Here is a 19054-nt window from a genome sequence, read left to right as displayed (position 1 = left end):
GGGTCTCAGCCCCGTTGCGCAACCAGCTGCAGGAACTCGTTGCGTGTTGCCTGGGATTTGCGGAACTGTCCCAGCATTACGGAGGTTTTCATCTTCGAGTTCTGTTTTTCCACGCCCCGCATCATCATGCACATGTGCTGGGCTTCGATCACCACGGCGACGCCCTTTGCGTTGGTCACATTTTCGATGGCCTCGGCAATCTGGCGGGTCAGGTTTTCCTGGATCTGCAGCCGGCGGGCATACATATCGACAATACGGGCGAACTTGGACAGCCCCAGAACCCGGCCCTGAGGCAGGTAGGCGATGTGGCACTTGCCGATAAACGGCAGCATGTGGTGTTCGCACATGCTATACAGCTCGATGTCCTGCACCACCACCATCTCATCCATGGCGGACTCGAAAACTGCGTTGTTCACCAACTCGTCAAGGCTCTGGTTGTAACCCTGCGTGAGAAACTGCATGGCCTTGGCCGCACGCATGGGCGTGTTTTGCAGACCCTCGCGGTCGGTGTCTTCACCCAATCCATCAATAATGGCTTTGAAGTGTCCGGCAAGGTCGTCTAGAGGGGTGCTCATAATCTGTTCCGATGCTGTGTCGTTCGGGGGGCAAGCTTAAGCCAATTTGATCTGTATCTCCACGCCTGCAACGGTTGTTACCTATGAAAATTCCCCTGGCTTAGGCGTCTTTGACGGCCAGCGGAAGGGCTGTAGAAGGTGGCGGTGGAATGCTATACAGTCTGAACTTTGGAACCTCGCCGGGGATAACGCATGGAACAGGTATTCACCGATGACCCTGGCGCTGCTCAGACGGTGCGGGAATCGGGCACCTTGGAGTGGTGGCAGCAGGGAGGCAAGTGGTTCAGTTACGATGGCCACGCCATTTTCAGTCGCATGGCGGGGCAGGGCGATCCTTTGGTCCTGCTGCACGGTTTTCCGACCTCCAGTTGGGATTGGAGCCGGATATGGCCCATGCTCAGTCAGCAGTTCAACGTTCTGACGCTGGACATGCTTGGCTTTGGCTTTTCCGACAAACCCATTGATTACACCTACAGCATCGAGGATCAGGCCGATCTTTTCCAGGGCTGGATCGACGGACTTGGACTGAGATCGGTGCACCTGTTTGCCCATGATTACGGCTGTAGCGTGGCGCAGGAGCTGATGGCCCGGGAGCAGGAAGGCGTGCTGCCCTTTGGCATTGATAGCGTGTGTTTCCTTAATGGTGCCCTTTTCCCCGAGGTGCATTCGCCCCTGCTGATACAGAAACTCCTGAAGAGCCCTCTCGGTGGGCTCATCAGCCGGGGACTGACCCGCCGTACCTTCGAACGCAATTTCCTCCGCCTGTTTGGCAGCCAGAATCCGCCCGGTCGGATCGATCTGGACGATTTCTGGTACCTGATCACTTACAACAACGGCCGGGGCATTCTGCACCACCTGATCCAGTTTATGGAGGAGCGTCGCTGCCACCGCAACCGCTGGGTGGGGGCACTGCAGAAAACTTCCCAGCCCATGAGACTGATCTCGGGCACTGCCGATCCGGTGTCCGGGGTGGCGATGGCAAGGCGTTATCGGGAACTGGTGAAGAATCCGGATGTGGTCGGTTTACGAAACGTCGGGCACTACCCCCATGTCGAGTGCCCCTGGGAGGTATTCACCCATTACCGGGATTTCAGAAAAGACATTGCCCGGGAGGGTTGAATCAACCCTAACTGGTGGCCTGGGCAGGCTGGCCTGAAGGATCCGGTGCCTGATCTGAAGGGCTGTTGGGTGCGATCTCAACGCGATTACGGCCCCGCGCTTTCGCTTCGTAAAGCGCCTGGTCAGCGCGATTCAGCCATGCGGACCAGGTCTCGCCCCGGCAGACTTCCGCCACACTCACGCTGGCCGTTACCCGTATTTCGTTGAAGAACGGTTTTGACCGTATGGTCAGAAGCAACTGGTTTGCGAGATTTTCGGCGTCTTTCTGTCGGGTTTCTGGCAAAAGGACCATGAATTCCTCGCCGCCGATTCGAAACAGCTGGTCGGTTTCCCGAAGCCGGCCACGGATTCGAGTCACCAGCTCCTGCAGAATCCTGTCCCCTGCCAGGTGACCCCATTGGTCATTCACGGCTTTGAAAAAATCCAGATCGATCAGTATCGCGCTGGATACCCGTTCGTAGCGTTCCCGCATCTGGATCTGGTTGTTCAGAAGATCGGAAAGCTGTGATCGATTCAGGCACCCGGTGAGTGGGTCGGTGGTCGCCAGGCGGACCAGCTCCTGCTGAATCTTGCCCACCAGCCAGGCAGACACCAGGGCGAACAGGCAGGTCAGCGCCAGGGAAAAAGTGATTCGCCAGACGTCGGCTTCCGGAAAAGTGAGGTACGACACCACGGCCAACAGGATAAGGAAAAGAATATTGCTGGCGATGGCTTCTCTCAGTGGCAACAGGAAAAAAAACACGACTGCAATCGGATAGGCCCAGTACAGGCCGATATGGCCGTTGACGGCTGTGGAATAGACCGAGCACATTATGGCCAGCAGAGGGAACAGGCGGCCTTTCAGAAAATAGGTGCCGCGGAAATGCAGAAAACCCATGACCAGCAAGGCGTTTAGACAGAAAAGAAGGAGCAGCGCAGTCAGCAGCAGGTGGTCTTGCTGCCATCGGATTATCAACAGCGGTGCCGCAGCGATCAGGGTCCAGGAATACAGATGAAAAACCAGTCTCTGCTTGAATTTGAGAACTGCAAGTGTCGGCCCTGAGGATGGCGAGTAAGGGTTATTGGCAAGGTCCACAGCATTCTCCGGCCGCAAGATACAGCGTCTGTCCGCTTCCGGGACAGATCTTGTTGGATCTCCAAAGTCTAGCATGGGTTACGTTAAGCCGGTCCGTTTCGATTCGTTAATGGACAGGTAGGGCGTTGTATTCAGTTGGCCGCCACCTTCGCGCTTGGTTACACTCCGGGATTCACTTAGGGAGAGCTTTATGACCGCCATTCATACCAGGACGCCGTCGCTGACCATCCGGGCCGGCCGCCGGGCCTTGCAGCGACTGAAAGACACCCCGCTGACACCGGCCGATGTTCATGTTGTTCCCGGTGCCGCCGGTGGCCCCAAGGCGCTGGGCATCAATGGGCTGGACAAGGCTGTTTTTGGTGACTGGCTGCCCAGGGTTCCCCAGGAGCGTGCACTGATTGGTTCGTCTATTGGCAGCTGGCGGTTTGCTGCGGTGGCTTCGACCGACGATCCCAAGGCCCAGCTCGATAAGCTGGCGGAGTTGTACACATCCCAACGCTTTGCCAAAGGTGTCAGCGCGGCCGAGGTGACCCGCAAGAGTGTGCAGTTCCTGGATGAGTTGCTGGATGGCCACCAGGACCAGATCCTCAATCACCCCTGGTATCGGCTGAATGTGGTGGTGGTCAGAAGTCGCGGGATGCTGGAACACGACAGCCGGGGGCGTCTGGCGCTGGGCCTGATGCAGGTGATCAGTGCGAACATGGTCAGCCGGCGACACCTGGGTCGGTTCATGGAGCGGGGTATTATCCACGACGCCCGCCTGCCTTTGCCCGTGGCTAAACTGGTGGATTTCCCCAGCCACCAGGTGGCGCTGACCCGGGAAAACCTGCTGCCAGCGCTGCTGGCCTCGGCCTCGATTCCCATGGTGATGTCCGGTGTCAGGAACCTGCCCGGTGCCCCTGAAGGGGTTTATCGGGATGGCGGCCTGCTGGATTACCACCTGGATTTGCCCTACGAACAACCCGGGGTGATTCTCTACCCTCACTTTACCGACAAAGTGGTGCCAGGCTGGTTCGACAAGAGCCTGCCCTGGCGCCGTGGCGATGCCACGCGCCTGCAGGATGTTGTGCTGGTGGCGCCTTCTCGCGAGTACCTGGAATCACTCCCGGATCGGAAACTGCCTGATCGGAAGGATTTCGAGAAGTACGCTGGTGATGATGCTGGCCGGGAGAAGGCCTGGCGCAAGGCGGTGGCGGAAAGCGAAAGACTGGGGGATGAATTCCTGGAACTGACTGAATCCGGCAAGCTCGCCGAGGTGATTCGCCCGTTGTAGGGCGTCAGGCCGTTTCGGGCTGTCGAGCGGGCAGCCCGGCGGCAAAAACGGTGGCCAGCACTACCATGCCGGTGGATACCCACAGACAGGCTTCCAGTCCATAAACCTGGTAAATCCAGCCTGAAAGCACCGTGCCCAGCAGCCGTCCGGCAGCGTTGGACATGTAGTAGAAACCCACATCCAGTGACACCCCATCAGCACGGGCAAAACTCACGATCAGATAGCTGTGCAGTGAGGAGTTGACGGCGAATACCGCGCCAAACAGCAGCAGCCCGCCAACCAGCGCCAGTTCTGCGTTGATGCCCAGCCACAGGGCGAGGGCAATGCCCGCGGGGACCACACTGAGCATGGCCGCCCAACGAACGGCAGCCTGTGAGCCCATACCGGTAAACCGGGGGGCGATGGTTTGAATAAACCCATAGCCAATGATCCAGCAGGCCATGAACGTACCCACCTGCCAGAAATCCCAGCCTAGAACGGTTTTCAGGTAGACCGGCAGGGCTATGACGAACCATACGTCCCGCGCGCCAAACAGGAACAGTCGGGCGGCTGACAGCAGATTGATGGCCGGGCTCTTGGAAAACAGGTCTTTGAATTTCGGCTTGGCCTTGCTTCGGCCCAGGTCCTTGCCGAGCAGGAACAGACTGCTCAGCCAGATCAGTAGCAACGCCGCTGCCATGCTGGCCACCGCACCAGCAAACCCGATGGTCATCAGCAGCGCGCCGCCGAGGAAAAAGCCCACCCCTTTGAGCGTGTTCTTGGAGCCCGTCAGTAACGCGACCCACTTGTACAGCTTGCCCTGTTGGGCTTCATCGACCAGTAGTTTGATACCGCTCTTGGCCGACATCTTGTTCAGATCCTTGGCGATACCGGACAGACCCTGAGCGGCCATCACCCAGGGGATGGTCAGCAAGCTGGCGGGCACGGCCAGCATGCCCAGAGCCACAATCTGCAGCAGCAAACCCAGGTTCATGGTCCGGTTGAGCCCAAACCGGGCGCCCAGATACCCTCCGGCGAGATTGGTCAGCACGCCAAAGAACTCGTAGAACACGAACAGCAGGGCCAGCTCCAGCGGGGAATACCCGAGCTGGTGGAAATGCAGTACCACCAGCATTCGCAGGGCGCCATCGGTCAGGGTGAAGGCCCAGTAATTACCGGTGATGATCAGGTACTGGCGAGTAGCGGGTGTCACGTCAGGCCAGGCCCACCTTGCGCAGCAGTTCGGCGGTCCGGTTGGCGTAGCCCCATTCGTTGTCGTACCAGGCGTACAGTTTCACCTGGGTATCGTTCACCACCAGGGTGGAGAGGGCATCGATGATTGCCGAGCGGGGGTCGGTGCGGTAGTCGATCGACACCAGTGGCCGCTCCTCGTAGCCCAGGATGCCCTCCAGCTCACCTTCGGCGGCGTCCCGGAGCAGACTGTTCACGGTGGCTACATCCGTGGGCGTTTCTACCTCGAACACACAGTCCGTGAGCGAGGCATTGGTCAACGGTACTCGGACGGCATGGCCATCCAGTCGGCCTTTCAGCTCCGGGAAAATTTCGATGATGGCGGTGGCCGAACCGGTGGTGGTCGGGATCAGCGAGCTGCCGCAGGAGCGGGCACGGCGAAGATCCTTGTGGGGAGCGTCAATGATGGTCTGGGTGTTGGTGAGGCTGTGAATGGTGGTCATCGAGCCATGCTTGATACCCAGCTTTTCGTGAATCACCTTGACCACCGGAGCCAGGCAGTTGGTGGTGCAGGACGCGGCCGTGACGATGCGGTCGGTGGTGGGGTCGAACAGGTCGTCGTTGATACCCATCACGAGGTTTTTGGCGCCCGCTTCTTTCACCGGGGCCGTCACCACCACACGATTGACCCCTTGACCCAGATAGCCCTGGAGCAGGTCCATCTTGCGCATGACGCCACTGGCTTCGATCACCACATCGCAACCGGACCAGTCGGTTTCGCCGATCGACCGATTGTGGGTCACCCGGATTTTCCGGTTGTCGATCAGCAGGTGGGTGCCATCGGAGGTGGCTTCCCGATCCCAGGTCCCGTGGACACTGTCAAAATTCATCAGGTGTGCCAGGGTGGCGGCATCGGCGCCAGGATCGTTGATGGCGACAAAGTCGATCTCGGGCCAGTCCCAGGCCGCTTTCATGGTCAGCCGCCCGATGCGGCCAAATCCGTTGATGCCTACTTTGATTCGGTTCATGGTTCCGTTATCCAGATTGTCTGCTGAAGTCACCTGTCGCGGCGCGCGGAAGCATTAAACCATAAGCCTGTGACAGAAACCTGACAAGGGCAGTGGCCCATCTATACTGAGCCAGGGTGATACCAATACATGGAGGGATCTGATCATGGCTGACGAAAAGCCGCACATAGCGCGCAAAACCCCCTGTTCTGTACTCGTGGAGCCGGGTAAGAACTACATGTGGTGTGCCTGCGGGCGTAGCGAGAAACAGCCTTTCTGCGACGGGTCCCATAAAGGCACCGGGTTCACGCCGGTCAAATACACGGCAGAAAAAGAAGAGTGGGTATGGTTCTGCGGCTGCAAGCAGACCGGCAATCCGCCCCTGTGCGATGGCACCCACAAGACCCTGGATTAATGTCCCTGGGTAGGCGAGGCGCTGATCCGGAAGCCGGCGAGGCCGTGCAGCGGGTCCTGCAGGGCCAGAATCCGCAGCGTCACCGGGATGGACGTTTCCGTGCCTTTGTGTCGCAATGACACATCCACACGCTCTACCGCATGATCGCTGCGCGCCGACGCCAGGGCGAGCCTGAAATTCTCCTGGCCCGTTGTTTCCACCAGTTGCTCAAAGGGCGTCCCGATCAGGTCGGACGGAGCCTCGCCGATCAGTTCCGCGGTTTGCGGGGACGCGAAGCCAATGGTTCCCTGCTCATCGAGTTCACAGATCATCCCTCCGGATAAGGCAACCAGATCCCGGCTGCGCAGCTCGCTGTCGTTCAGTGCCTGCCGGAGGATGTTTTTTTCGGTTTGCAGGTTGTTGATTTGCTGGTCCGAATGACGGGTTTGCTCACGCAGCTTGTAACCGAGGCTTGTCGCCAGCTTGAGGCGGCGACACAGCCACAACGACAACACGACGCCGACCAAGGTGATCAGCAGGCCATTGGCCCAGATACGGGTGGCGGCCTGGGTCGCATCGCCTTCGAGAAAGGGTTCGGCGGGCAGAGTGGTGAGCATCCAGTTGTTATCGCCGGAACGGATCTCGCTGCGCAGTGTTCGGCTGGCATCGACGGGGGTCCCGGCCCGGATATGCAGCAGTGGCTGCTTGGTGTGCCGGGCCAGGGTATCCACCCGCACGCCCATATTCTCCGGCAGTGCCTGATGAATCACGGGCCGGAGCCAGTCGTTGCTCTGGCCGGCTTCGCCATCGTTGCTATTGGTCTTTTCCCATTGCTGGGCACGAACCAGATTCACCAGCATCTGGTGCTGGGCCTGATAGCGGGATTCGGCCTGGCTGCGGGCGCGCTCCGCCTCCAGATGGGCCGTCAGCGTGGTGGTTGCCAGGCCAGCCAGAAGAATCACCAGCGGCACCCAGAGCCCGGGCGAGGTCTTCCCGGGAGGCGGAGGTGAGCCATTGGTGCGTTCCATGGGAGATTCCTGACGTATGCGGGCAATGCCAACGTGTTGCCGTACCTCCTAACTGTAGTCCAGCGTGGGGAATCCTGGGCCAGATTCAGGCCCGGGTTTGTGCCGTGCTGCCATACACCAGCAGGAAGGTCAGGAAGGCGGTGACTACCGAGGACGGACCGGCGGGTGTGTCGAGGTACCAGGACAGGATCAGGCCACCGGTTACTGCGATGGCACCAAAGACCATGGCCAGGCCCACCATATGCTCCGGATTCCTGGCCAGCCGGCGAGCGGTGGCTGCAGGGATAATCAGCATGGCGGTGATCAGCAGTACACCGACGATCTTCATGGCAACGGCAATGACCAGGGAAAACATCAGCATCAATGCCAGGCGCAGGCGCTCGACGGGCAGACCTTCGACTCGAGCCAGTTCCTCGTGGATGGTGCTCATCAGGAGCCCGCGCCAGAGCAGTGCAAGCAGGGTGAGGATCACCACAGCGCCACCATAGATCCACGCCAGGTCGCCCCGGCTCATGGCAAGCAGATCGCCAAACAGCAGCCCGGTGAGATCAACGCGCACATCCGGCATGAAGCTTAGGGTGACCAGGCCTATGGCAAGGGCACTGTGGGCCAGGATACCCAGTAGCGTGTCCGTGGCGAGCGCCCGGGTGCGGGACAGCAGCACCAGCGCCGTCGCGAGCACCACACAGGTGATGATGACGCCAACATGCAGCGGCAGGCTGACCAGGAAACTGAGCGAAATGCCGAGCAGGGCGGAGTGCGCCAGGGTATCCCCGAAGTAGGCCATCCGTCGCCACACCACAAAGCAGCCCAATGGCCCGGCGACCAGCGCAATACCCAGGCCGCCCAGCAGGGCACGCCAGAAAAAATCGTCCAGAATGGCATCAAGGATGGGCATAGCCGGAGCACTCCTTGTGGGCCAGATGGCCATCGTCGCCTTCCACCACATCGCCGTGCAGGTTGTGGGCGTGGTTGTGATCGTGGTGATAAACCGCCAGTGATCGTGCGACGTCGTGGCCGAAGGTTTCGATAAAGGCCGGGTCCTGGGAAATATCCGCCGGGTGGCCGCTGCAGCAGATGTGCTGGTTCAGGCAGATGACACGGTCGGTAGCCGCCATCACCAGATGCAGGTCGTGGGAGATCATGATCACCCCACAATTCAGCTCATCCCGTAGCTGGCGGATCAGCTGGTACAGGGAGGCCTGACCATTGATATCCACCCCCTGAGCGGGTTCGTCCAGCACCAGAAGGTCCGGGCGCCGAACCAGTGCCCGGGCCAGCAGCAGCCTCTGCCGTTCACCGCCGGACAGGTGATGCACGGAGGCGTCGAGCAAGTGACCCACGCCGGTTTTGTCCAGTGCGGCCCGACACTCCGACACCGAGTGGCCGGTCAGCATCATGAACCGTTTGACACTCAGGGGCAGGGTGGACTCCAGAACAAGGTGCTGGGGTACGTAGCCAATCACCATGCCAGGCACCAGCCGGACTTCCCCGGCACTGGGCTTCTGAATGCCCAGTACCGACTTGATCAGGGTGGTTTTCCCGGCGCCATTGGGGCCGATGATGGTAATGATGTCTCCCCGGTGAACACTCAGATTGACCTGATCAACCACCGGACGGTCATCGAAGGCCACGGTCAGGCCATCGAGGGTTACAAGCGGGTCAGTCATGATCAGCGTTCGCCTGGCATCGGGGACAGACTCCGGACATTTCCAGGGTCAGGTCATTGAGTTCAAAGGATTCGGACCTGGCGGCCGAGTGAATCGCCGCTGACACCGAGGGATCCGAGACTTCCAGAACGTTCCCGCAGTTACAGCAGATGAGGAACATCCCGGTGTGGTGTTCGCCGGGGTGCGTGCAGCCAATAAAGGCGTTGAGCGAGGCAATCCGGTGCACCAGTCCGTTCTGCAGGAGAAAATCCAGCGCACGGTAAACCGTCGGCGGTGCCGCGCTCTGCCCTTCATCGGAAAGCTGGGCCAGCACATCGTAGGCCCCTAGTGGCTTATGGGACTGCCAGACAAGTTCCAGCACCCGCTCCCGGGTGGGGGTCAGGCGGGTGCCACGTTCCCGGCAGATGGTGCGGGCGTCGGCCAGTGCCTGGCTGACACAGGCGTCATGATCATGGGGGTGGTAGGGCAGGGATTGGGTAACCATGGTGGGTGTCCTGCAAAATTTGAAACATTATAACATTTTGCAGAATGGCCACCATGGCCGAAGGGGGAATTACTGAGCTTCCAGCACCAGTGACTCGAGGTATTCCAGGTTGGGAATCCAGGCGGTATCGCCGTCGACCTCGACTTTCATCAGGTCGGCCGGGCCGGTGTCGCCGTCGGTCTGGATAACCTGGTCTTCCGCCAGGCGTGTCTGACTGGGAATACCCTGGGTCAGCAACGCCAGGAAGGGTGCACGTTCATGCTGCTCGCCGATGGTGTTGAGCACCACGATACGGCCCCGGTTGTCGCCGGGTACCAGGAAGGTGCCGCCGTTGGCCGCATCGTAGGAGATCACCGGCAGCTTGAGGCCACGCCAGTCCAGGTAGCCGGCCAGCCAGTCCGGGGTGTTGGCACCGGCTTCGGTGCTGGCGAAATCCACTACCTCGGCAATGCTGACGTTGGGGAGCAACAGTTGCCGCTCGTTCATGGGGATCAGAACGCAGGCGAGGGTCTGACTGTTGTCTTTCATTGCTTAATTCCTCAGGCGGAGTCCCGTTTCTGTCTGCCCTTGAGCAGGCAGGATTCTTCTATCGTTTTGACCAGTTCCCGGGCCAGTGCTTCCGGGGTGCCACTCTGGGTGGTGCAACCGGTGGCGGCCACAGAGTCGGGCATGGAGCTGTTGCCACAGCTGTCACTTTCCTGCACCCAGATCTTGCTGCCATGGGCCTTCAGCATGGGCGCGGCAATGGCGCCATCGTTGCCCATGCCGGAGAACAGAATGGCGTGGCAGCGTGACCCGTAATGGTCGGCGACGTTCAGTAAAACCTGATCGATGGACGGGCCATAGGGCCCCGGCCATTTCCTGTTCAGCTCGGTCAGTTCACCGGCTTCATTGAACGCCCATTCGTGTTCGACGGGCATCAGCACCACGTCGCCATTGTGTACCCGATAGCCTTCCTCTGCCCGTTTCAGTTTGTAATGGGCGTGTCGGCCAAGCACACGGGTGAGCACACTGGTGAAGTTACCGTCGATATGCTGGGCGTAGATAAACCCCACGGGCAATCCCGGCGGCAGCTGGTCGAGGAAGGTCTTCACAGCGGCCGGCCCGCCCAGGGAGGCCCCCAGAATCCAGACCTCTTCGGCCGGTGCGCTATTGGAGGCGGGCGGAATCCACTGGGGCAGGGTGGGCGTGACTACCTCGGTGGGTGGTTGTTCTTCGAGTTGCTGGATGGCGTGTTCTGAATCCAGCTCTTCCAGCGGCCCCAGCTCCTGTTCAAGCTTCGCCAGCAACCGGCGTTCCCAGCGGAAATAGTCCGTGCCCCCGGTTTTGGGGGCCAGATCCAGGCCGAACAGCACCGGCGCGTCGGTGTTGCTGAACAGGTGATCGAACAACCCGGGATGATCGGCGTCGTCTTCCAGCGTCACCAGCCAGAGGCTGGCGTCCGGAAAACCCGGGTAGTCCAGCAACCGCCCCGGGTCGCCGGAGAAACAGACATCCAGCCCCACCTTCGAGCTGGCGTTCTGCAGGCGATGGCGCTGCAGCACGATGTCCGAAACGATCCCGACCCGGGGCCGGCCAGTGTGGCCGACCATCACTGATTACCGGTCAACCGTTTGATGGTGGCGAGCAGTTCGCTCTCCTGGAACGGCTTGCCGAGGTATTCGTTCACGCCGATGGCCATCGCCCGGTCACGGTGCTTGTCACCGGTACGGGAGGTGATCATGCAGATTGGCGTATCCCGCAGTGTATCGTCATGGCGCACGAAGCTGGCCACCTCGAAGCCGTCCATCCGCGGCATTTCGATATCCAGCAGGATGATGTCAGGCTTGTGATCCTGCAGCTGTGCCACCGCATCCAGACCATCTTTCGCCAGCACCACTTCCATGCCATTCCGCTCCAGAAGGCGGGAGGTAACCTTACGGACCGTCACCGAGTCATCCACCACCATCACCTTGGTAATGGTCTCTTCGTAACGGGCGGCTTCGCGGGCTTTCTCGAGGTTCACCAGGCGCTGACGCTCGGACAGAATGTCGGAACGGATCATCGCCGGCAGGTCGAGAATCACCACCACGTTACCGTCACCCAGAATGGTCGCCCCGGACACACCCCGGACGGTACCGAACTGAGGGCCGAGGGATTTAACCACGATTTCCCGGCTACCGAGGATGTTGTCCACCTGCAACGCCATCGGCTGCTCGGCGCCCCGTACCAGAATCACTGGCAGCGGCAGGATATGGCCCTGAAGCTTGGGCTGGTGGTCGGTGTTGAGCAGGCTGCCCAGGTACTGCAGCCGGTAATCCTGGCCGGCGTACTCATACAGCGGTGCATCCGGCTTGTAGTACTCTTCCAGCTCGTAGGAGCTGACCCGCACAATACCTTCGATGGTGTTCAGCGGGATGGCGTAGAAGTCGTCACCGCTGGAGACCATCAGGGCCCGGTTAACGGACACGGTGAACGGCAGGCGCACGGTGAAGGTAGTGCCCCGACCCAGTGCCGAGTCGATGTCCAGGCTGCCGCCCAGCTGCTTGATCTCGCTGGCGACCACGTCCATGCCCACGCCCCGGCCGGAAATCTGCGTCACCTGCTGGGCCGTGGAGAAGCCCGGCTGCAGGATGAACTGCAGTATCTCGCGCTCGGTCAGGTCTTCGTCCTCGCTCATCAGCCCCTGGCGGATGGCCTTGTCGCGGATGACGCTGGAGGGAATACCCTTACCGTCGTCCATCATGCGCAGTACCACATCACCGCCTTCCCGGGTGAGCGACAGGATGACTTCACCGGTTTCCGGCTTACCGGACTTCTTGCGGTCTTCCGGCATCTCGATACCGTGGTCGAGGGCGTTCCGGAGCATGTGCTCCAGAGGGGCAATCATCCGTTCCAGGATGTTGCGGTCCATTTCGCCTTCGGCGTTGCGAACGTCAAACTCGACCTTCTTGCCCAGCTCGCCGCTGATCTGGCGGACGATTCGGCGCAGACGAGGAACGGTGGACGAGAACGGAATCATTCGGGTCTTCATCAGACCTTCCTGCAGTTCCGTGTTGATCCGCGACTGCTGGAGCAACAGGGTTTCGGTATCGCGAATCCGGTCACCCAGGGTTTCCCGCAGGTCGGCCAAATCCGATGCCGACTCGGACAGGGCCCGGGACAACTGCTGGATCGACGAGTAACGGTCCATCTCCAGCGGATCGAAGTCCTCGCCGTATTCCGGACCGTGCTCTTTTTCTGCCGTGAACAGGATCTGTGTTTCGGTTTCAATTTCCATCCGCCGCAGCTGCTCACGCAGACGCTCGATGGTGGCGGCCATTTCCTCCAGGTTCTGGCCGAAATCACTGGTCTGGGTTTCCAGACGGCCTCGGGTAATACTGGTTTCACCGGCCAGGTTAACCAGGTCATCCAGCAGAGATGCCGATACCCGGATGGTTTCCTGGGCGGCCCGCTGCTTCTCCGCGGCTCGTTTGCCGGTTTTGTCTTTGCGCTGGTCGGGCAGCTTGCTGGCCTTCGACGGCTCTGGCTTAGCAGCTGTCTTGGGCTCGACCTTCGGTTCTGCCGTTGCCTCGACGCTGGCCTGCTGAGATTCCGACTTGGCCTTTTCTTCCTGCTTTTGTTCAGGCTTGGCTTCGATGTCCTGCTTTCGCTCGGGTTCGATTGCAGGTGCTTCGGCTACCGCCGCTACCCCTTTCTCCCGTACATCGGAAACCAGCTTGATGATTTCATCGTGGTCCGCCGTAATGCTCTGCCACTGGTCTTCGGTCGGTGCGTTGCCACCGAGATCAATCAGGCGAGTCTCCAAGGCATGGGCCTTGTCACCGAGGTGTGTGAGCTGGGACAGGCGTGCACCACCTTTGAGCGTATGGAGGGCACGTTGAGCTTCCCGGTTGAAGCCGTGGTTGGCCGGTTCCTTGCGCCAGTCCTCAAGGACCTGCTCCAACTGATCCATGATTTCCCCGGCTTCTTCCAGGAAAATCTCCAGAACTTCAGGGTCCACATCCCCGGCGGTTGCTGATGCGCTTTCGTCGGTGGCCAGAGTGTCCGCCTCAGCATCCTTGTATGCTGCCTTAAGCGCAGCAATCAACTCGGACTGAGGTGCGGGTTTGCTGCCATCTTCCAGCGAACTGAGCATTGTCTGCAGGGCGTCGTGGGCCCTGTCGCTCAACGTAAAGAGTTCACTCTGGTTATCGGCACCGGCAATCAGCGGGTCCAGTGCGTCGGACCAGGCTTCGGCCAGTTCGGCAATGGTGTCGATATCCGACAGCCGGGCGCCACCCTTGAGGGTGTGAAGCTCTTGCTGAAGCTGGGTAACACCGGTCAGCTCTTCAGGTTCTTCCCGCCACTGGGCCAGGCTTTCACCAATGGTGGCGTGTATCTCGATACCTTCGTCCAGGAAGATGCCGATCAGGTCGTCTTCGCTGGCCTCTTCACTGACTGCTGGCGTCTCGGGGACCGGTTCTTCTTCCGCTTCGTCAGTCGGAGTTTCGCCGCGCAAAATGGCCTGAACCTTGGTGACCAGTTCAACGGCCGGTGGGCAGGGCGCCTGGCCGGCAACCTGATCGACCATCTGGGCCAGCCTGTCATGGCAGGCGAACAACAGGTCGTTCATGGCGTCGCTGGCTGCCAGCTGGCCTTCAGCGACTTTCTCGAACAGGTCTTCCAGTACGTGGGTCAGGTCACCAATGGCCTCGACACCGGCCATCCGGGCGCCACCTTTGAGGGTGTGCACGTCCCGCTGCAATTCGGCGGCAATGGCGCGGTCCGACGGATCTTCGCTCCAGGTGTGCAGGGCACTGCCGGTGGAGTTGATCAGGTCGTACGCTTCTTCGAGGAAGATGCCGACCAGCTCCGGATCCAGATGGGACAGGTCGGTTGCCGTCACTTCAGCTTCGGGCTCCGCTTCGGTTTTCGGAGCGGTTTCCCCGGTCAGTTCGGGAGACTCTTCGGTCTCCGCTTCAGTGCCCGCTTGCTCGGGAACCTCTTCCTCAACGAGGTAGTCCGTGGGCGCTTCCTGCTCCGGCTCGTCTTTATCAACAATGTCGGTCACCGGGCGCGATGCCGTTGCCGACGTCATATAGTTACGGAGCTCGTCGATCAGATCCGGTGCTGCTTCAGGCTGCTCCTGGGCTTCCAGTGCATCGACCATGTGGGCCAGGCGGTCATGGGAACGGAACAGCAGGTCTGATAGCTGGTCATTGATGGACAAGCGCTGCTCAGTCAGTCCCTCGAACAGGGTTTCCAGTTCGTGGGACAGATCACCCACGGCGGCGACACCGGCCAGACGTGCGCCACCCTTGAGGGTGTGCAGATCCCGCTGAAGCAGGCGAAGGATGTCCAGATCACTGGTGTTCTCACTCCAGTTCTGAAGCGCCTCGGCGGTGCTGTCGATCAGGTCTCTCGCCTCTTCCAGAAAGATTTCGGCCAGTTCCTCGTCGAGCTCGCTGTCGGTCTCGAAGGCCTCGGGTAGCGGGGGCTGCCCGGCTGCCGCGGTTTGATCGTCGCCGGTGGTCAGTTCGATGTCGTCTTCTTCAAAGCTCAGATCAATGGCTTCAAGGTCACCGGTGAATGCCTGCTCGAAGGCGTCGGGTCCGGCCTCTTCCTCGACTTCTGGCGTGTCTATCGGCGTCGGCGCGAGTGCATCCAGGCGAGCCAGGATATCGTCGCTGGTCTCGGTCGCCAGACCCGCAGCCACCTGATCCATCATGTTGATCAGGTGGTCGTGGGCGCTGTGCAGTGTTTCGATCAGTGCCGGCTCCGGTGCTTCGTCGGTGCGCACGAGCTGGTTGTAGATATCGCGCAGTGCGCCGGACAGGGCAGACACATCGGACAGCCCCGCGTCGGCGGAGACATCGGTAAGCTGATCAAGCTCGGCACGAAGGGGAGTGAGCAGTTCGTGGTTGGTTGACTCATCAACCCACTGGTCCAGAATGCGGTCCGCATCCAGGACGATATCGAGACCTTCACTGAGGAACAACTGAACCAGCTGGGAGGCCGGTTGCTGATCGCTGTCCTCGCCATGCTCGCCGGCCAGGACGCGCAGGGTTGCGGCGGCAATAACCTCGAGCTTGGCGAGGAACTCCTCGGTACCCGGGAGACTTGCCTGAGGGTTCGAACGCAACTGCTCCAGTCCCTGGCTCAGGAACTGGCAGGCATCGTGCAGCAGAGCGAGAACGTCCCGGTCCGCACGCTTGTTCTGTGCCCTGGATTCTTTGACGAATCGCTCCAGCGGGGTGATGACAGCCGCGATCGGGGCAATGCCAGCGGTATGCGCACTTCCCTTGAGGGTATGGAGGGCACGGGACAGATCGTCGGTGTAAGAGACGGTCGCCTTGTCACCCGCTGCTTCCAGGTAGTTGTGCAGCGTCTGCAGATGGGTTTCGGCTTCGCTTTCGAAGATGTCCAGCAGAACAGGATCGACTCCACCTGCCGGAATGTCCTCGTCCAGTAGGTCGTCGGGTTCGGCTTCTCTGCCAGCGGGCGCGGTTTCCGTGGCAGGCATGCTGCTGGCCACCGGGATTTCACCCTTGGCCAACACCTCGGCTCGGGCCTCAAGGCTTGCCGTGTCGAAGCCTGCTGGCCGACGTTGTTCAAAGTCTTCCACCAGGCCGGGGAGGACTCCTGTGACCTCGTTGAGCAGCTCTGCAAGGTCCGAGTTCATCAGGATACTGCCGTCGATTACCCGGTTCAGCATGTTCTCAACGGACCAGGCCAGCTCCCCAACCACCTCGGCGCCAACCATACGGCCGCTGCCTTTCAGTGTGTGGTAGGCCCGGCGAACCTCGGACAACGCGGTGCGGTCGTCAAACTGGTTGAGCAGGGTCGGTAAGTGCTCCCGGATGGTTTCCAGAACTTCACCGGCCTCCTCGATGAAGATTTCGAGGATTTCGTCATCAATCAGATCGTCTTCATCGGCGGCTTCTTCTGCCACAGGTGCAAGTTCAGCAGGGGCTTCGCCAATGGGCTCGACCAGATCGGTTGCATCAGTCTCGTCGGTGGTGCTGTCGGCCGGCGCTTCCAGAGTAATTTCTTCCCCTGTTGCCTCGGCCGCTTCTTCCATCTGCTGGTTGCCGCCGGCTTCAGCGCGGCGGGTGTCGGCCATTGCTTCGGCGCGCTGAGTGAGTTCAGACACATCGGCGTCTGCCTGGCCAGAACGGAAGTCGCTGATCAAGGCCGGGATACGGGCGATTGCCTCGTCCACCAGAGCGAACAGTTCGTCGTTGAGCTTGATGGTCTGGTCAATGACCCGGTTCAGCAGGTTTTCCACGCCCCAGGCGAGTTCACCCAGGCTGGTGGCACCCACCAGGCGGCCGCTGCCCTTGAGCGTATGGAAAGCGCGACGTACTTCAGACAGGGCCTCGCGATCATCGTGATCCTGCCGGAGCCGCGGGTAGAACTCGTTGATGGTTTCGAGTACTTCCTCGGCTTCTTCGATAAAGATGCCGAGAATTTCGTCATCCAGCAGCTCCTGGTCGGATTCCTTGGCGGTTTCCGGTTCGGGCGCCGGTTCTTCCAGGGCCGCCGCATCAATGGTCGGAATGTCATCGACGTCGGCACTGGCGATCCAGGTGGGTTCGGCGCCTACCGGGAAACCAAGAGAAGCCAGACTTTCTTCGGCGACCTGCAGAATGACGTCGTTTTCGCCGTTGCCTTCCACCAGACGTTCCAGGTAGTACTCTATGCTGGTGACGGCATCGGCCAGTGTATCCAGCTGACGCCAGTCGGGAATCTGCTTGCCGGTCAACAGTACATCGGTGATGTAGCGCTCGGCGGAGGCCAGCATGTCTGACACCCGATCCAGAGGAATCAGCCCAAGACCTCCCCGAATGCTGTGCAGCAGCCCGGGTACGTGTTCGATTTCCCGGGTATCCCACTGGGAGGCAATGAAGTTCACGATCGAGGACTTGACCTGCTCCAGGGTGTTCCGGGATTCACGCAGTAACGCCCCGCTGGCATCGCCCAGTTCCCGGGAGCCAAGTTGTGGTGTCTGGTCGGAACCGATGCTGACTTCGCTGGTCTGGCCGTCCTGCTCCAGGCTGGACAGGCTGGCTTCCACATAGAGAAGGGCGCCGGCGATATCCATCATGGTGCCGTCGTCCACCGGATCGGGCTGGTTGATCAGTTTTTCGACCAGGTCGATCTGTTCGTTCACAACCTTGCGGGGAATCCCCAGGCCCAGAACCGCGAGGGTATTGGCGACCTGTTTCAGACCGGGCAGCAGCTCTTCCAGTTCATGATTCTGGCGCAGTTCGGCGCGTACAAACAGATCGAGCTGGTCCTTGAGCTTGGCGAGTTCTTCATTGAGCGCGCCAACCACCGACTGGATGGCCTCCCGACCAGGGCCGGAGGCCCGTGTGCGGGCAGCGTCCACATCGTCTTCCGACGGTAGCGCCTGGTTGAGGCTGTATTCGTTGCGCAGGGCCGTGACGAGCGGGGTGTTCAGCTCACGAGCGCGGGCGACATAGTAAAGCAGGTGCTTGAGCAGTGCCTCGGGCGCCGGTTGCCGGAGAATGTCGGTGTGCTGGTCAGCCAGACGGCGGATTTCGCTGTCGAGTTCACGGAGCAGGGACTTAACCGCGGCATTGACCGGGTTCACGTGCGCCTGCAGGGTCTCTATGAACGCTCCGGCGGCTTTCCACAGTTCGCCACGGGGCGTTTTCTGGCACAGACGGTTCAGGCGAGAGATGACTTTCTGCAAGTACTCGAATTGGGCGTCGAGATCTTCCTCGCGAACCACGCCGGCCAGGGCGAACTGATACATCTGGCGCAGCTTGCGAACATGGCCCAGAACCTTGGGGTCCTGCAGGCGCTGGGAAATCTCTACCGGGACGCTCATCGTCGAGCGGCTCAGATCCGGTTTGAACAGCGAGGTGTCGGACAGCAGGGTATCCCCGCGGGCGGCACGCAGATCGTTCAGCAACGGCAGCAGCACCATCGGGAAGTCGTCCTGGCTGCTGCCCAGGTGTTCCAGATACTGGGGCAGCTGCAAGATGGCCTGCATCAGAACTTCGATGGCCTCATCAATATTGGCCACCGACTCATTCAGGATCGCCTGGGTGAGCTTTTCCATCTCTTCGGTCAGCAGTGCTGCGCCGTAGAGCTCGACCATCTGCAAGGTGCCATGCACCTGATGAAGGTAATTCAGGCAGAAGCGCAGGCGCGTAGTGTCGTCACGATTTTCGACGTACGCTTCCAGTGCATGCTGTCCTTGAGTCAGCGTGTCCTGTATTTCGCCTCGAACCCAGTCGAGAGCGATGCTGTCATGGTGATTGCCCAT

General features: G+C 60.4%; 14 protein-coding genes. 3 read left to right on the top strand and 11 right to left on the bottom strand.

The features are described from left to right. Positions 1-5 precede the first annotated feature (5 nt). The gene (folE, locus tag QVZ43_RS06030; RefSeq protein WP_223794919.1) at positions 6-575 is read right to left on the bottom strand and encodes a GTP cyclohydrolase I FolE; all 570 of its coding nucleotides are present in this window, start codon (positions 573-575) and stop codon (positions 6-8) included. 192 nt (positions 576-767) lie between these two features. Here folE and QVZ43_RS06025 point away from each other — a divergent pair, with 192 nt between their 5' ends. Next, complete coding sequence (locus QVZ43_RS06025; RefSeq protein ID WP_302909232.1) at positions 768-1694, top strand: alpha/beta fold hydrolase; 927 nt, start codon at positions 768-770, stop codon at positions 1692-1694. Positions 1695-1701: 7 nt separating this feature from the next. Here the strand turns inward: QVZ43_RS06025 and QVZ43_RS06020 are convergent, their stop codons facing one another. Next, positions 1702-2769, bottom strand: coding sequence for a GGDEF domain-containing protein (locus QVZ43_RS06020; RefSeq protein WP_302909231.1), 1068 nt, complete (start codon positions 2767-2769; stop codon positions 1702-1704). A 190-nt stretch (positions 2770-2959) separates the two neighbouring features. On the opposite strand from QVZ43_RS06020, the gene QVZ43_RS06015 reads away from it, so the two are divergent. Further along, positions 2960-4042 (top strand): patatin-like phospholipase family protein, encoded by a 1083-nt coding sequence (locus QVZ43_RS06015; protein ID WP_302909230.1) that lies wholly within the window; start codon positions 2960-2962, stop codon positions 4040-4042. A gap of 4 nt (positions 4043-4046) precedes the next feature. Here the strand turns inward: QVZ43_RS06015 and arsJ are convergent, their stop codons facing one another. Both arsJ and QVZ43_RS06005 read right to left on the bottom strand, forming a co-directional pair. After that, complete coding sequence (gene arsJ / locus QVZ43_RS06010) at positions 4047-5234, bottom strand: organoarsenical effux MFS transporter ArsJ (RefSeq protein ID WP_302909229.1); 1188 nt, start codon at positions 5232-5234, stop codon at positions 4047-4049. 1 nt (position 5235) lies between these two features. After that, positions 5236-6240, bottom strand: coding sequence for an ArsJ-associated glyceraldehyde-3-phosphate dehydrogenase (locus tag QVZ43_RS06005; protein WP_302909228.1), 1005 nt, complete (start codon positions 6238-6240; stop codon positions 5236-5238). Between the two features lie 145 nt (positions 6241-6385). Between QVZ43_RS06005 and QVZ43_RS06000 the strand changes: the two genes are divergently transcribed. Beyond that, positions 6386-6634, top strand: a complete 249-nt coding sequence (locus tag QVZ43_RS06000; RefSeq protein ID WP_223794913.1) for a CDGSH iron-sulfur domain-containing protein — start codon at positions 6386-6388, stop codon at positions 6632-6634. On the opposite strand, the gene QVZ43_RS05995 is transcribed toward QVZ43_RS06000, so the two are convergent. The 7 genes from QVZ43_RS05995 to QVZ43_RS05965 all read right to left on the bottom strand — a co-directional run bounded on the left by QVZ43_RS05995 (position 6631) and on the right by QVZ43_RS05965 (position 19054). Further along, positions 6631-7641, bottom strand: coding sequence for a PAS domain-containing protein (locus QVZ43_RS05995; protein ID WP_302909227.1), 1011 nt, complete (start codon positions 7639-7641; stop codon positions 6631-6633). The two genes, QVZ43_RS06000 and QVZ43_RS05995, sit on opposite strands and share 4 nt — an antisense overlap. Positions 7642-7726: 85 nt before the next feature. Next, positions 7727-8539 carry an iron chelate uptake ABC transporter family permease subunit gene (locus tag QVZ43_RS05990; RefSeq protein WP_223794911.1) on the bottom strand — a complete coding sequence of 271 codons (813 nt, stop codon included), beginning with the start codon at positions 8537-8539 and terminating at the stop codon, positions 7727-7729. Further along, positions 8526-9311, bottom strand: a complete 786-nt coding sequence (znuC, locus tag QVZ43_RS05985) for a zinc ABC transporter ATP-binding protein ZnuC (RefSeq protein ID WP_302909226.1) — start codon at positions 9309-9311, stop codon at positions 8526-8528. The genes QVZ43_RS05990 and znuC overlap by 14 nt, the downstream gene beginning before the upstream one ends. Next, complete coding sequence (locus tag QVZ43_RS05980) at positions 9304-9795, bottom strand: Fur family transcriptional regulator (protein WP_223794909.1); 492 nt, start codon at positions 9793-9795, stop codon at positions 9304-9306. Before QVZ43_RS05980 ends, znuC begins: the two co-directional genes overlap by 8 nt. 69 nt (positions 9796-9864) lie before the next feature. Next, positions 9865-10323, bottom strand: coding sequence for a chemotaxis protein CheW (locus tag QVZ43_RS05975; protein ID WP_302909225.1), 459 nt, complete (start codon positions 10321-10323; stop codon positions 9865-9867). 11 nt (positions 10324-10334) lie between these two features. Further along, positions 10335-11387, bottom strand: coding sequence for a chemotaxis protein CheB (locus QVZ43_RS05970; protein WP_302909224.1), 1053 nt, complete (start codon positions 11385-11387; stop codon positions 10335-10337). Then, positions 11387-19054: an Hpt domain-containing protein gene (locus tag QVZ43_RS05965; protein ID WP_302909223.1), complete on the bottom strand. Its 7668-nt coding sequence runs from the start codon at positions 19052-19054 to the stop codon at positions 11387-11389. The genes QVZ43_RS05970 and QVZ43_RS05965 overlap by 1 nt, the downstream gene beginning before the upstream one ends.

It is taken from the genome of Marinobacter suaedae (genome assembly GCF_030519635.1).
GTDB lineage: Bacteria > Pseudomonadota > Gammaproteobacteria > Pseudomonadales > Oleiphilaceae > Marinobacter > Marinobacter suaedae.
The sequence above is the reverse complement of the archived record's forward strand: the minus strand, read 5'-3'. Positions and strand labels throughout refer to the sequence as shown.